The sequence below is a fragment of the Mesorhizobium sp. ISC15 genome (assembly GCF_037162615.1).
GTDB classification, from domain to species: Bacteria; Pseudomonadota; Alphaproteobacteria; order Rhizobiales; family Rhizobiaceae; genus Mesorhizobium; species Mesorhizobium mediterraneum.
Genome location: NZ_JAVSPX010000001.1, coordinates 3,661,143 through 3,673,767, shown reverse-complemented (window position 1 = coordinate 3,673,767; position 12,625 = coordinate 3,661,143). Strand labels below are relative to the sequence as shown.

At 62.3% G+C, this 12,625-nt stretch carries 16 protein-coding genes; 9 read left to right on the top strand and 7 right to left on the bottom strand.

Features of this window, described 5'->3' with window-relative positions; all coding sequences use genetic code 11:
* Positions 1–59: 59 nt before the first annotated feature.
* The gene (locus tag RPG13_RS17670; RefSeq protein WP_337125640.1) at positions 60–1,412 is read left to right on the top strand and encodes a formimidoylglutamate deiminase; all 1,353 of its coding nucleotides are present in this window, start codon (positions 60–62) and stop codon (positions 1,410–1,412) included.
* A complete protein-coding gene (gene hutC, locus RPG13_RS17665; RefSeq protein WP_337125639.1) occupies positions 1,409–2,155 on the top strand; it encodes a histidine utilization repressor in 747 nt (248 codons plus the stop codon). Before RPG13_RS17670 ends, hutC begins: the two co-directional genes overlap by 4 nt.
* A gap of 171 nt (positions 2,156–2,326) precedes the next feature.
* Here hutC and RPG13_RS17660 read toward each other — a convergent pair whose 3' ends face one another.
* Positions 2,327–2,671 (bottom strand): RidA family protein, encoded by a 345-nt coding sequence (locus RPG13_RS17660; RefSeq protein WP_292712562.1) that lies wholly within the window; start codon positions 2,669–2,671, stop codon positions 2,327–2,329.
* A gap of 213 nt (positions 2,672–2,884) precedes the next feature.
* Here RPG13_RS17660 and aztA point away from each other — a divergent pair, with 213 nt between their 5' ends.
* From aztA to RPG13_RS17640, 4 genes are all read left to right on the top strand, one after another.
* Positions 2,885–3,679 (top strand): zinc ABC transporter ATP-binding protein AztA, encoded by a 795-nt coding sequence (aztA, locus tag RPG13_RS17655; protein WP_337125638.1) that lies wholly within the window; start codon positions 2,885–2,887, stop codon positions 3,677–3,679.
* Positions 3,679–4,554 carry a zinc ABC transporter permease AztB gene (aztB, locus tag RPG13_RS17650; protein ID WP_127291041.1) on the top strand — a complete coding sequence of 292 codons (876 nt, stop codon included), beginning with the start codon at positions 3,679–3,681 and terminating at the stop codon, positions 4,552–4,554. Before aztA ends, aztB begins: the two co-directional genes overlap by 1 nt.
* 22 nt (positions 4,555–4,576) lie before the next feature.
* Positions 4,577–5,497, top strand: coding sequence for a zinc ABC transporter substrate-binding protein AztC (gene aztC, locus RPG13_RS17645; RefSeq protein WP_337125637.1), 921 nt, complete (start codon positions 4,577–4,579; stop codon positions 5,495–5,497).
* 234 nt (positions 5,498–5,731) lie between these two features.
* The gene (locus RPG13_RS17640) at positions 5,732–6,070 is read left to right on the top strand and encodes a TIGR01244 family sulfur transferase (RefSeq protein ID WP_126106965.1); all 339 of its coding nucleotides are present in this window, start codon (positions 5,732–5,734) and stop codon (positions 6,068–6,070) included.
* Here the strand turns inward: RPG13_RS17640 and RPG13_RS17635 are convergent.
* Positions 6,067–6,534, bottom strand: a complete 468-nt coding sequence (locus RPG13_RS17635) for an Lrp/AsnC family transcriptional regulator (RefSeq protein WP_292712602.1) — start codon at positions 6,532–6,534, stop codon at positions 6,067–6,069. The genes RPG13_RS17640 and RPG13_RS17635 overlap by 4 nt on opposite strands.
* A gap of 142 nt (positions 6,535–6,676) precedes the next feature.
* On the opposite strand from RPG13_RS17635, the gene hppD reads away from it, so the two are divergent.
* The 3 genes from hppD to RPG13_RS17620 all read left to right on the top strand — a co-directional run bounded on the left by hppD (position 6,677) and on the right by RPG13_RS17620 (position 8,461).
* Positions 6,677–7,792: a 4-hydroxyphenylpyruvate dioxygenase gene (hppD, locus tag RPG13_RS17630; protein WP_292220763.1), complete on the top strand. Its 1,116-nt coding sequence runs from the start codon at positions 6,677–6,679 to the stop codon at positions 7,790–7,792.
* Between the two features lie 70 nt (positions 7,793–7,862).
* The gene (locus RPG13_RS17625) at positions 7,863–8,090 is read left to right on the top strand and encodes a type II toxin-antitoxin system Phd/YefM family antitoxin (RefSeq protein ID WP_095485689.1); all 228 of its coding nucleotides are present in this window, start codon (positions 7,863–7,865) and stop codon (positions 8,088–8,090) included.
* Positions 8,087–8,461, top strand: a complete 375-nt coding sequence (locus tag RPG13_RS17620; RefSeq protein WP_095485688.1) for a type II toxin-antitoxin system VapC family toxin — start codon at positions 8,087–8,089, stop codon at positions 8,459–8,461. Before RPG13_RS17625 ends, RPG13_RS17620 begins: the two co-directional genes overlap by 4 nt.
* Here the strand turns inward: RPG13_RS17620 and RPG13_RS17615 are convergent, their stop codons facing one another.
* The 5 genes from RPG13_RS17615 to hmgA are packed head-to-tail and all read right to left on the bottom strand — an operon-like array spanning position 8,462 to position 12,520.
* Positions 8,462–9,001, bottom strand: coding sequence for a DinB family protein (locus RPG13_RS17615; RefSeq protein WP_292712567.1), 540 nt, complete (start codon positions 8,999–9,001; stop codon positions 8,462–8,464).
* 4 nt (positions 9,002–9,005) lie between these two features.
* Positions 9,006–9,251: a hypothetical protein gene (locus RPG13_RS17610; RefSeq protein WP_337125636.1), complete on the bottom strand. Its 246-nt coding sequence runs from the start codon at positions 9,249–9,251 to the stop codon at positions 9,006–9,008.
* Between the two features lie 52 nt (positions 9,252–9,303).
* Positions 9,304–10,317, bottom strand: coding sequence for a fumarylacetoacetate hydrolase family protein (locus tag RPG13_RS17605; RefSeq protein ID WP_292712572.1), 1,014 nt, complete (start codon positions 10,315–10,317; stop codon positions 9,304–9,306).
* Complete coding sequence (locus RPG13_RS17600) at positions 10,314–11,210, bottom strand: MBL fold metallo-hydrolase (protein WP_337125635.1); 897 nt, start codon at positions 11,208–11,210, stop codon at positions 10,314–10,316. Before RPG13_RS17600 ends, RPG13_RS17605 begins: the two co-directional genes overlap by 4 nt.
* The gene (gene hmgA, locus RPG13_RS17595; protein ID WP_292712576.1) at positions 11,207–12,520 is read right to left on the bottom strand and encodes a homogentisate 1,2-dioxygenase; all 1,314 of its coding nucleotides are present in this window, start codon (positions 12,518–12,520) and stop codon (positions 11,207–11,209) included. Before hmgA ends, RPG13_RS17600 begins: the two co-directional genes overlap by 4 nt.
* Between the last annotated feature and the right edge of the window lie 105 nt (positions 12,521–12,625).

Sequence of the window (12,625 nt, the reverse complement as noted above, 5' to 3'; positions counted from 1 at the left end):
TATTGAAAGGCGCTGCAAGTGCTATGATCATACTGCCAAATGGGATTTTGGAGAAAAACGTGACGGCGATCTTTGCAGAACAGGTGCTTCTGCCCGACGGCTGGCATTCCAATGCCCGGATCATCGTCAGTGATGGCCGCATCGCCACGGTCGAGCCGAACACCACATCTCGGCCCGGCGACGAACGCCATGCCATCCTGCTGCCAGGCATGCCGAACCTGCATAGCCACGCCTTTCAGCGCGGCATGGCCGGCCTTGCCGAGCTGCGTGGCCCTTCAGCCGACAGTTTCTGGAGCTGGCGCGAGGTGATGTATCGTTTCGCGCTGTCGATGACGCCGGATCAGGTCGAGGCGGTCGCCGCGCAGCTCTATGTCGAGATGCTGGAGGCCGGCTTGTCGCGCGTCGGCGAGTTTCACTATCTCCACCACGATCGTGACGGCCAGCCCTATGCCAACATCGCCGAAATGGCCGAACGCATCACTTCCGCTGCTGCTGACACCGGCATTGGGCTGACGCTGCTGCCGGTGTTCTATGCGCATTCCTCTTTCGGGGGCGCTACGCCGAATGAAGGCCAGCGGCGATTCATCAACGATGTGAATCGGTTCTCGCGGCTTGTTGAGAAATGCCGCGAATCCGTTCGCGCCTTGAATCAAGGCGTCGTTGGCGTCGCACCACACAGTCTGCGCGCCGTGACACCGGAAGAATTGGAAAACATCGCGGCAATGGTGCCCGGCGGACCGATCCACATCCATATCGCCGAGCAAGTGAAGGAGGTCGAGGACTGCCTTGCCTGGTCGGGGGCGCGACCGGTCGAATGGCTGCTCGCCAACGCCAAGGTCGATGAGCGCTGGTGCCTGATCCATGCCACCCACATGACCGATGTGGAAACGATTGGCATGGCGAAAAGCGGGGCAATCGCCGGTCTCTGCCCAATCACCGAGGCCAATCTCGGCGATGGCACCTTTGCTGCACCCTTATTCAAACGACATGGCGGCCGCTTCGGCATCGGCTCCGATTCCAACGTGCTGATCGGCCTGCCGGACGAATTGCGACAGCTTGAATACTCGCAGCGCCTCGCCCATCACGCCCGCAATGTGCTTGCGGTCGCCGGCGGCTCGACCGGCCGCGCGCTGTTCGATGCAGCGCTCGACGGCGGCAGTGCCGCCCTTGGTGCTGGCCCCTCGCGGATCGCCGCTGGTGCCTCAGCCGATTTCGTCTCGCTCGATGGCAAGCACCCTTCGCTGGCCGGCAAGACGGGCGATGCGGTGCTCGACGCCTGGATCTTCGCCAACGGCGCCAAGGTCGATTGCGCCTGGGTGCATGGCAAGAAACTGGTCAGCGGCGGCAGGCATGCAAGGCGCGATGCCATTGCCGAGCGTTTTCGCAAGGTGATGACGGCGCTTTCGGCATGAGCACAATCGAGGCAGTGGATGTGGACGTCGGCGAGTCTGTCTCGCTGCATCAGCGCATCCTGTCCGACATCAGCGAACGGATCCTGTCCGGCGCCTGGGCGCCCGGCCACCGCATTCCGTTCGAGCACGAGCTGACGGCCGAGTACAAATGTTCGCGCATGACGGTCAACAAGGCGCTGTCGCAGCTTGCCAAGGCCGGGCTGATCGAGCGCCGTCGCCGCTCCGGCAGCTTTGTCCGGCGGCCGCAGTCACAAGCCGCGGTACTGGAAATCCACGATATCAGGATCGAGGTCGAGGCGCTTGGTCTGCCCTATCGCTACGAGCGTGTGGCGCGACATAAAAGGCGCAGCACTACGGAGGATCGCGCGTTGCTGGAGCTCGCTTCCGCCGGACCAGTGCTGGCGCTGGAATGCCAGCATTTCGCCGGCAAGCGGCCGTTCGCCCACGAACAGCGGCTGATCAACCTGGCCGCCGTGGCCGAGGCCGCCGACGAGGAATTTCATGCCATCGCGCCCGGGCCGTGGCTGATTGCCCGCGTGCCGTGGAGTGCCGCCGAGCACCGCATTCGCGCAGTCGCCGCCGACAGGCACATTGCGGCCGCGCTCGACATCGGGCCCGGTGCGCCGTGCCTGGTGGTCGAGCGACGGACATGGAGCGCCGAGCACCCGGTCACCCATGTCCGGTTCACCTATGCGGCCGAGAGCCACGCGCTGGTCGCACGGTTTACGCCTTCGCAGGGGTGAATACCCTCCCCCTTGAGGGGCGGGTCGCGGAGGAAATGCCGCCTGGCGGCATTTTGTGACGCGGGGTGGGGTCGGTGCAACCTCGCCGACCCCACCCCGTCTCGCAATCTCCGCTTCGCTCCGACTACTTCGCCGACCCTCCCCTCAAGGGGGAGGGTAAAGAGCCGCATCTCAGATAGCAGCGGTAACGATGATCTCGACCAGATATTCCGGTCCGGCAAGCTTGGCCTCGCCGGTGGCGCGGGCCGGGGTGTGGCCCTGCGGCACCCACTTGTCCCATTCCGCGTTCATCTCGGCGAACGTGCTCATGTCGGCCAGCCAGATGATCGCCTGCAGGATCTTGGTCTTGTCGGTGCCGGCCTTGGCCAGCAATTCGTCGATGGCCACCAGAATGTCACGTGTCTGGGCGCCGACGTTTCCGCCCGGCTGGCCGACCTGACCGGCCAGATAGACGGTGTTGCCGTGGATGACGATCTGGCTCATGCGCGGGCCTACATCGATGCGACGAATGCTCATGGGACGTTTCCTTCCTTTGTGGGTCGCGCCTCTTTAGAGTCGCGGTTCGCCGGGGGCAAGGTTGCACGAGCGAATCCTCTTGAGCCAACCGCCAAAGAGCACAGGGCAAATTGCCTCGGTCGCCGCAATTCCGCCCGATTGACTTGTTGACTAATGTAATAACATCACATATCCAATCGCCGCCGTACCAGTCGTGCCCCCACGGATCGTCACATGACCAAAACCTGCCTGACCTTCCGCGACCTGACGCTGGGCTACAACAGCCATCCGGCGATCCATCATCTCGACGGCACGATCCGCCGGGGATCGCTGACCGCCGTCGTCGGCGCCAATGGCTCGGGCAAGTCGACCCTGATGAAGGGTATCGTCGGCGTGTTGAAGCCGATGGCCGGCACGGTTGTCCGCGCGCCCGGCGTGCGCGCCGCCTATCTGCCGCAGCAGTCGGAACTCGACCGCTCCTTTCCGGCCAGGGTTGTCGACCTGGTTTCGCTCGGGCTGTGGCCACGGCGCGGGCTGCTCGGCCGCCATACCAAGGAAGATCGCGATTCGGTCAGCCAGGCGCTCATGGCCGTCGGCCTCGGCGGCTTCGAGAAGCGCCCGATCGACACGCTGTCGGGCGGCCAGCTACAGCGCACGCTGTTTGCCCGCGTTCTGCTGCAGGATGCCGACCTCATCCTGCTGGACGAGCCGTTCAACGCCGTCGACACCAAGACGGTCGGCGATCTGATCGCGATGATCAAGCGCTGGCATGGCGAGGAGCGCACCATCATGGTCGTCGTCCACGATCTGGATCTGGTGCGGCAGAATTTCCCCGAGACGCTGCTGCTGGCACGCCAGCCGATCGCCTGGGGCGAGACCAAGGAAACGCTGCGGCCGGAAAACCTGTTGCGCGCGCGCCGCTTCCACGAAGCCTGGGAGGAGAACGCGCCCTGGTGCGAGCCCGACAACCATGAGCACGGTGATCACGCTCACGACCATCAGCACGGTTCCGGGCCGAGGGCGGCATGATGGACACGCTTTACGGTCTTCTCATCGCTCCGTTCGCCGACTTCGCCTTCATGCAGCGCGCGCTTTTCGGGTCGCTGATGCTGTCGCTCGGCGCCTGCCCGGTCGGTGTGTTCCTGATGCTGCGGCGCATGAGCCTTTCCGGCGACGCCATGGCCCACGCTATCCTGCCGGGCGCTGCGGCCGGTTTCCTGTTCTATGGTCTGGAGATCCTGCCGATGACCATCGGCGGCCTGATCGCCGGCATCATCGTCGCACTCGGCGCCGGCGCCGTCTCGCGCTTCACCATCCAGCGCGAGGACGCCTCGATGGCGGCCTTCTACCTGATTTCTCTGGCTATCGGCGTGCTGATGGTGTCGATCCGCGGCTCCAGCGTCGATCTCATGCATGTGCTGTTCGGAACCGTTCTGGCACTCAACAATGAAGCGCTGACACTGATCGGCGGCATCGTCGTGGTCACGCTGGTCAGCCTCGCCATCTTCTGGCGGGCACTGGTCGCCGAATGCCTCGATCCACTGTTCCTGCGCTCAGTCAGCCGGCTGGGCAGCCCGGTGCATTTCATCTTCCTCGGCCTCGTCGTGCTCAATCTTGTCGGCGGCTTCCAGGCGCTCGGCACTTTGCTGTCGGTCGGGCTGATGATGCTGCCTGCAGCCGCCGCCCGCTTCTGGACCATGCGCGTCGAGCCGATGTGCGCGCTGGCGGTGCTGATCGGCTTTGCCTCCTGCGTCGCCGGGCTGCTTCTGTCCTATCACGTGTCGCTGCCTTCCGGCCCGGCGATCATCCTGTCTGCAGGCGTCGTCTATTTCGCCTCGATCCTGTTCGGCACGCGCGGCATCCTGCGCGCCCGTATCATCCATCACCGCCACAGAACCGCCTGATCCCAACAAAGGAGACCCGTCCATGCTGAAATCGATCCGCGCCGCTTTGGCAATGAGCGTTATAACATTAACCGCCTTTGGCGCATCGGCGGCTCTCGCGGAGCCATTGACAGTGGTCGCCAGCTTCACCATCATCGCCGATTTCGCCAAAAATGTCGGCGGCGACCGCATCAATCTGACCACCATCGTCGGGCCGGATGGCGATGCCCATGTCTACGAGCCGAGCCCGGCGGACGCGGTGGCAATGGCTGGGGCGGACGTGGTGCTGGTCAACGGCCTGCATTTCGAAGGCTTTCTGCAGCGCCTGGTCGACGCCAGCGCCACCAAGGCGACAATCGCCGTTCTGACCAAGGACGTCACGCCGATCAACTTCAAACCCGAATTCGCCGATGCCGACGCCGCTGAAGGTGCAGACACCGATCCACATGCCTTCCAGTCGATCGCCAATGCCAAGATCTATGTGAAGAACATCGCCGATGCCTTCTGCACGGCCGACGCTGAGGGTTGCGACAGCTACAAGGCCAATGCCGCCGCATACACAGCGAAGCTTAATGCGGTCGAAGGCGAAGTGAAAGCGGCAATCCAGTCCATACCGGAAGAGAAACGCGTCGTCATCACCTCGCATGACGCCTTCGGCTATTTCGAGAAGGCCTATGGCCTCACCTTCCTGGCCCCCGAAGGGGTGTCGACCGAGTCGGAGCCTTCCGCTGCCGACGTCGCCAAGCTGGTCAGCCAGGTGAAGCAGGACAAGGCGGCGGCGGTCTTCATCGAGAACATCACCAACGCGCGGCTGATCGAGCAGATCGCCAGCGAGACCGGCATCAAGGTTGGCGGCACGCTCTATTCGGACGCGCTGTCGCAACCCGACGGCCCCGCCTCGACCTATATCGACCTGATGCACAACAACATCGCCCAGATCAAAGGCGCGATCCTCGGAAGCTGAGCGGTCGACGCCGTTCGCTCGGTGGGGCTTGCGCACGTGCGGGCAACAAAGTGCTACAGCGTCCTTTGCGCATCCAAAGGACGCACGGCGCCTTAGGTAGCCCGGCTGGATTTCCCGCATGAGAATGTCTATCTGCGCAGGGGAATTTCTTTCTGCGCGGATTGCCGCCCAGGCCTGGGAGCGGCAAGACTCCGCCCCTGGCCAGCAGGCATCGAACATTGCGAGGACGCCATCATGGAATATCGTCAGATCAGCGAGGACTATTCGGTCTCCGGCCAGATCCAACCCGAAGAAGTCGCCGCCATCAAGGCCGCCGGCTTCAAGAGCGTCATCTGCAACAGACCTGATGACGAGCAGCCCGGCCAGCCTTCGGCGGACAGTGTCAAGGCGGCGGTCGAAGCCGCCGGGCTCGCTTTCCGCTACATCCCCGTCATCAGCGGCCAGATCACGCATGAGAATGTCGAGGATCAAGCCGAGGCGCTCGACGAACTCGAAGGCCCGATCTTCGCCTATTGCCGTTCCGGCGCACGCTGCACCAACCTTTATGGGCTGATCCAGCAATCGAAGGGTTAAATCGGCAGCGCGCCGGTTTCCTTCAGCGTTTCGAGCACGATCGCCGTCTTCACATGCTGCACGGATTCGTGCGGCAGAAGCACGCCGTTGACGAATTCCGACAGCGACTTCAGGTCCGGCGTCACCACTTTCAGGATGTAGTCCATCTCGCCGGTCAGCGCGTGCGCCTCCTGCACCTCCGGCAGCCGCGCCACCAATTCGCCGAACCGCTGTGCATTGTCGCGGTTGTGGGTGGCAAGCGTCACCGAGATGACGTTGACCAGCGAGAAGCCGAGCTTGTCGCGGTCGAGCAAAGCCCTGTAGCCCCTGATATAGCCGTCCTCCTCCAGCCTCTGGCGGCGGCGCGAACATTGCGACGCCGACAGGTTCACCCGTTCCGATAGATCGTTGTTGGTCAGCCGCGCGTCGCTCTGCAGTAGAGCCATTATCTTGCGGTCAAACTGATCAACGCGCGCGTTATCCATGAAGTTTCCTTCGATCATGCACAATTCCCGCATAATCTGATCATTTCAAGCGTTTGAATGCAAGCACCATGCACCTGCTCCGCGCTATAATAGCGCCGAAATGGCCTTTCCGGCCACGCCAAGCTTTTTGGAGGACAATGCCATGGGTCCCTTCCCGCACGATGCACCGCCCGCAAAGATCAGCAAGGCCAACCCCGCCGGCACAGACGGCTTCGAATTCGTCGAGTTCGCCCATCCCGAACCGGAAAAGCTCGCCGAGCTTTTTACCCGCATGGGTTACGTGCCGGTGGCCAAGCACCGCAGAAAGAAAATCACCGTCTGGCGGCAGGGCGACATCAACTATGTCGTCAATGCCGAGCCCGGCTCGCATGCGATGAAGTTCGCCGACAAGCACGGCCCCTGCGCGGCCTCTATGGCCTGGCGGGTGGTTGACGCCAGGCATGCCTTCGATCACGCCGTCGCCAAAGGGGCCACGCCTTACGAAGGCACCGACAAGGCGCTCGAGGTGCCGGCCATCGTCGGCATCGGAGGTTCGCTGCTCTATTTCATCGAGGTCTATGGCGAGAAGGGCTCGGCCTATGATGCCGAGTTCAACTGGCTGGGCGCGCGCGACCCGAAGCCGGAAGGCGTCGGCTTCTATTATCTCGACCACCTCACCCACAATGTCTATCGCGGCAACATGGACAAATGGTGGGACTTCTACCGCGACCTGTTCGGCTTCAAGCAGATCCATTTCTTCGACATCGACGGCAAGATCACCGGGCTGGTCAGCCGCGCCATCACCTCGCCCTGCGGCAAGATCCGCATCCCGCTCAACGAATCCAAGGACGAGACCAGCCAGATCGCCGAATATCTGAAGAAGTATAATGGCGAAGGCATCCAGCACATCGCCGTCGGCACGGACGAGATCTACGGCGCCACCGACAGGCTGGCCGCCAGCGGGCTAAAATTCATGCCCGGTCCGCCGGAAACCTATTATGATATGTCCCATGCCCGCGTGCACGGCCATGACGAGCCGATCGAGCGCATGAAAAAGCACGGCATCCTGATCGATGGCGAAGGCGTGGTCGATGGCGGCACGACCAAGATCCTGCTGCAGATCTTTTCAAAAACCGTGATCGGCCCGATCTTCTTCGAATTCATCCAGAGGAAGGGCGACGAAGGTTTTGGCGAAGGCAATTTCCGCGCTTTGTTCGAATCGATCGAGCAGGACCAGATCAAGCGCGGTGTGATCAAGGTGGACGGCAAGGCGGCGTAGCCAGTTCGGCCGAGGGTGCCTTGTGGTTTGATCAGTTATGACCTAAATTCTGGTCATAAGAGGTCTGACCATGAATGTTCCGATGGCAAAAGCAAAGGCCCAACTCTCCGAGTTGGTGAAACGCGCCCAGGCCGGCGAAGAGATCCATCTGACGCGGCATGGAGAGGTGGTGGCGACCTTGAGCGCGCCCGCCCGGGCTGGCGGGAGCAAGGGCCTTTTTGGGGCCCTGAAAGGCCAAATTCGGATATCGGATGATTTTGATGAACTCGGTCCCGAATGGGACGAGTACACTAAATGAGCCACCAATATCTGGTGGATACTCATATTCTGCTTTGGGTACTCAACGCAGACTCACGCCTTTCGGACCACCATCGCGACATCTTTCTTGCGGGCGAGGATGTGGTCGTCAGCGCCGTCTCGGTAGCAGAGATCGCCATCAAGAAATCGCTCGGCAAAGTCACGCTGACAGGCAACATAGTGGAAATCTTGCGATCGAACGGCATTCCGATCCTCAGTGTGAATGAACTACACGCGGCGAGGCTTGAGCATTTGCCGCTCCATCACCGCGATCCTTTCGACCGTCTGCTCATCGCACAGGCTCAAATTGAAGGCCTGACGTTGGTCACAGCGGATCGGCATTTTTCAGCCTATGACGTTGCGTTGGTTTGATCATTCCAGGTTCAACCTCTCGACCTCCGCTTTCCGCAGCTTCAGGTCATAGTCGAGGAAGAACTCGTCGAGTTGCGGCGGCTTCACCGACGTGCCGGACAGCATTGCGTGCACTTGGCCGCGATGATGGATATCGTGGATGAAGAGGTGGGCGAGCAGGTCACCGATGCGCTCCGGTATTCTTCCGTCCTCGCGCCGGTCGGTGATGACGCGGCGATCGAGATCGTCGGCCGATAGACGGTCGCAAAAGGCCATCAGCCGCCGGTCGGCCACAACTTGGGCGGCAAACAGCGCCTGCGCTCGGTCGAAGGGCACGAAATCGTCATGGGCGGCGGCACCCACGCCGCCCTCCTCGAGAAAATCGAGATAGAGATGATCGACCGCCAGAATGTGGTTGAGCGTTGCCTTGATCGATGGGAAGAAGCTGGTTCGCTCGGCCTCGAATTCACCGGGCTGAAGCTGCAACACAGCGCGATAGATCCGGTCGTTCGACCAGAGATTGTTGGCTGCCATGCGGCGGAAATGGTTCAGCAAGTCCATGACTTCACTCCACTGACTGGACCAAGGACACGCCCGCCCACAGAAGCGCAAATCCGGCGAGAACGATCAGCAGCAGCCGGTTCATGCGCCGCCGCATGGCTTGCGTTTCCTGATCCCGCGCCACGTTCGCGTTGGTTACGGTATGGAACATCATCGCGTTGCGCGGAAAGCCGCTGCGGTTGGCCAGGTCGGGAGAGCGTGCTTCGATACGGTAGCTCAATCGGATTGCCTGGATGAAGATCGCCAGCATGACCAGGGCCCAGACACCGCACAGCATATAGAAAGACGTGCCTGTCATTGTCCTAGCTCTCGTATTTCTCGACCTTCTGCTCGATTGCACCAAAAATCGAATGTCCGGTTCTGTCCTTCATTTCGATGCGCACCGTGTCGCCAAAGCGCAGGAATGGCGTTTTCGGCGCGCCAGCCTCGATCGTCTCGAACATCCGCAACTCGGCAATGCAGGAATAGCCGGCGCCGCCCGCCGAGACAGGCTTGCCCGGGCCGCTGTCGAGCTTGTTGGAGACTGTGCCCGAACCGATGATCGTGCCGGCGGCCAGCGGCCGGGTTTTCGCGGCATGTGCGATCAGCGCCGGAAAATCGAAGGTCATGTCCACGCCGGCGTTCGCCCGGCCAAACGGCTTGCTGTTGAGATCGACCAGCAGCGGCAGGCTGACCTTGCCGCCATCCCAGGCATCGCCGAGTTCGTCCGGCGTTACCGCGACCGGCGAAAAGGCCGAGGACGGCTTTGATTGGAAGAAGCCGAAGCCCTTGGCTAGCTCTGGCGCAGTCAGGGAGCGCAGCGTGACGTCGTTGACCAGCATAACCAGCCGGATCGCGGCCCGCGTCTCATCCAGGCTTGCTCCCATTGGGACATCATCGACGATGACGGCGATCTCCCCTTCCATGTCGACGCCAAAAGCCTCGTCGGTCGCCCGGATCGGATCACGTGGCGCTATGAAACTGTCGGAACCACCCTGATAGATCAGCGGATCGGTCCAGAAGCTTGCCGGCATCTCGGCGCCACGCGCCTTCCGCACCAACTCGACATGATTCACATAGGCCGAGCCATCCGCCCATTGATAGGCGCGCGGCAATGGCGAATGGGCGTCATGCTCGTGAAAGCGCGCTGACGGCACCGCATTGTTCTCCAGCGATTCCGCCATGGCGGCCAGATGCGGCGCGATCCGGCTCCAGTCGTCGAGTGCCGCCTGCAGCGTCGGCACCAGAAACGAGGCGTCGGTGAACCGCGTCAGGTCGCGCGAGACGACGACGAGTTTCCCATCGCGCGACCCGTCCTTCAATGTGGCAAGCTTCATGCGGTTTCCTCTCCTGATGCGGCTTTGGTGCCGCCTAACGCCACAACAAGGCCGTCGCGGGCGATCGTCAAGTCACCGGCCCATGTTTTCCTGACAGCGGCGATCCAGTCGGCCTCGCCGATCTCGGGATCGTCGGCCGGAATGAGGTGGTTGAGCACCAGTCGCCCGACCCCGGCGTTGGTCGCGATGCGCCCCGCCTCCCCGGCAAAACTGTGACTGGCGAGCAGATGTTCTCTGAGCCGCGCGCCGTTGCCGGTTTTCGCGACGAGCCGCTCGATGCCTTCTTCCAGCATTGCTTCATGGACGAGGATGTCGGCGCCTTTGGCAAAATCGGCCAATGGCGGAAAGAATGCCGTATCGGCGGAGAACACGACGCATTGTCCGGCATGCTCGAAACGCAGCGCAAAGCAGTCGGTCACCGGCGGGTGGTCGACGCGCAGCGCTGAAACCTTCAGGCCGCGCTCCTCCATCACCCGGCCTTCGCCGAACTCGACGATCGAAACCATGTCGAGAATATCCGGCCGGCCTTCGTCGGCGATGCGTATCTCGATGTCGAATTCCATCGCCTGGCAAAAGCGCTGCCAGTAATGGCCGGTGCCGGGCGGGCCGAACACAGTGAGCGGTGTCGCCAGACCCCCCGTCCAGGCGGTGTGGATCAGCGGACCGAGTTCCAGCACATGGTCGGAATGCAGATGCGTGATGAAGATCAGATCCAGCGTCTTCAGGCTGGTGCCGGCGTCGGCCAGCCCACGCGTCACGCCAAGCCCGCGATCGACGACGATGGTGCGGCCGCCGATCTCCAGCAGCGATGAACTCGGCCACGGCCCGCCCGGCCGGAGCGCCGGGCCGCCTTTCGAGCCCAGCAGCACCAACCGCGTTGGATCAGCGCTCAAGACCAGTCGCCCTCGGGCGTGCCGTTGAAGCGCTTCTTCAGATCGGCCCAGCAGTCGATGTAGTTGTCCTGCCGGGTTTCAACCTCGGCGGCGTAGCGGGTCAGCATCTGCGGGAATCGCGTCTCGAACATGAAGGCCATGGTGTTGTCGAGCTTGACTGGTTTCAGCTCGGCGCGCGAGGCCTTTTCGAAGCCAGACGCGTCGGGCCCGTGGGCCAGCATCAGATTGTGCAGGCTGATGCCGCCGGGAACGAAGCCCTCCTCCTTAGCGTCGTACTGGCCGTGGATCAGGCCCATGAACTCGCTCATGATGTTGCGGTGATACCAGGGCGGGCGGAACGTGTTTTCGGCGACCAGCCAGCGCGGCGGGAAGATGACGAAGTCGATGTTGGCGGTGCCCTCCTCGCCGCTCGGCGCGGTCAGCACCGTGAAGATCGACGGATCGGGATGGTCGAACAGGATCGCGCCGACCGGCGAAAACGTTGCAAGATCATATTTATAGGGCGAATAATTGCCGTGCCACGCCACCACATCCAGCGGCGAATGATCAAGCTCGGTGACATGGAACTGCCCGCACCATTTCACGATCAGCCGGCACGGCGTCTCCTTCTCCTCGAACCAGGCGCAAGGCGTCTTGAAATCGCGCGGATTGGCCAGGCAATTGGCGCCGATCGGGCCACGATCCGGCAGCGTCAGCTTGGCGCCGTAATTCTCGCAGACATAGCCGCGCACTGTTTCATCGACCAGTTCGACCTTGAACACGAGGCCGCGCGGCAGCACCGCGATCTCGCCCGGTCGCAATTCGATGACGCCCATCTCGGTAACGAGGCGTAGGCTGCCGATCTGCGGCACGACCAGCAACTCACCATCGGCGTTGAAGAAATGATCGTCGACCATCGAACGGTTGGCAACATAGACATGGGCGGCCATGCCGGTCTGGCCGAGCACGTCGCCGGCGGTGGTGATGCTGCGCATGCCGGCGATGAAGTCGGTCGGCTCCTTCGGCATCGGCACCGGATTCCAGCGATATTGACCAAGCGCCAACTCGTGATCGCCGACATTCGGCGCGCTCTTCCACAGCGGATAACTCGCCGGCTTGAAGCGGCCGGTGTGCCTGACGCTCGGCCTGATGCGATAGAGCCAGGAGCGCTCGTTGGTGCCGCGCGGCGCGGTGAAGGGCGAGCCGGAAAGCTGCTCGGCGTAGAGGCCGTAGGCCGGTCGCTGCGGCGAATTCCGCCCTTGCGGCAGCGAACCTGGCAGGGTTTCGGTTTCGAAGTCGTTGCCGAACCCCGGCATGTAGGAAAAGGCCATGGTTTCCTCCCGAATCCACAGTGCCAGAGCGGCCTCTGCGCGTCCACGAGGACGCGCGGCAGCTCTGGATTGACCAAACTGGTTTCATTTGTAACCATTGAAAAT

Coding starts and splice junctions, on each gene's coding strand:
- hutC (WP_337125639.1), top strand. CDS start 1,409: ATGAGCACAATCGAGGCAGTGGATGTGGACGTCGGCGAGTCTGTCTCG.
- RPG13_RS17660 (WP_292712562.1), bottom strand. CDS start 2,671: ATGAGCATTCGTCGCATCGATGTAGGCCCGCGCATGAGCCAGATCGTC.
- aztA (WP_337125638.1), top strand. CDS start 2,885: ATGACCAAAACCTGCCTGACCTTCCGCGACCTGACGCTGGGCTACAAC.
- aztB (WP_127291041.1), top strand. CDS start 3,679: ATGGACACGCTTTACGGTCTTCTCATCGCTCCGTTCGCCGACTTCGCC.
- aztC (WP_337125637.1), top strand. CDS start 4,577: ATGCTGAAATCGATCCGCGCCGCTTTGGCAATGAGCGTTATAACATTA.
- RPG13_RS17640 (WP_126106965.1), top strand. CDS start 5,732: ATGGAATATCGTCAGATCAGCGAGGACTATTCGGTCTCCGGCCAGATC.
- RPG13_RS17635 (WP_292712602.1), bottom strand. CDS start 6,534: ATGGATAACGCGCGCGTTGATCAGTTTGACCGCAAGATAATGGCTCTA.
- hppD (WP_292220763.1), top strand. CDS start 6,677: ATGGGTCCCTTCCCGCACGATGCACCGCCCGCAAAGATCAGCAAGGCC.
- RPG13_RS17625 (WP_095485689.1), top strand. CDS start 7,863: ATGAATGTTCCGATGGCAAAAGCAAAGGCCCAACTCTCCGAGTTGGTG.
- RPG13_RS17620 (WP_095485688.1), top strand. CDS start 8,087: ATGAGCCACCAATATCTGGTGGATACTCATATTCTGCTTTGGGTACTC.
- RPG13_RS17615 (WP_292712567.1), bottom strand. CDS start 9,001: ATGGACTTGCTGAACCATTTCCGCCGCATGGCAGCCAACAATCTCTGG.
- RPG13_RS17610 (WP_337125636.1), bottom strand. CDS start 9,251: ATGCTGGCGATCTTCATCCAGGCAATCCGATTGAGCTACCGTATCGAA.
- RPG13_RS17605 (WP_292712572.1), bottom strand. CDS start 10,317: ATGAAGCTTGCCACATTGAAGGACGGGTCGCGCGATGGGAAACTCGTC.
- hmgA (WP_292712576.1), bottom strand. CDS start 12,520: ATGGCCTTTTCCTACATGCCGGGGTTCGGCAACGACTTCGAAACCGAA.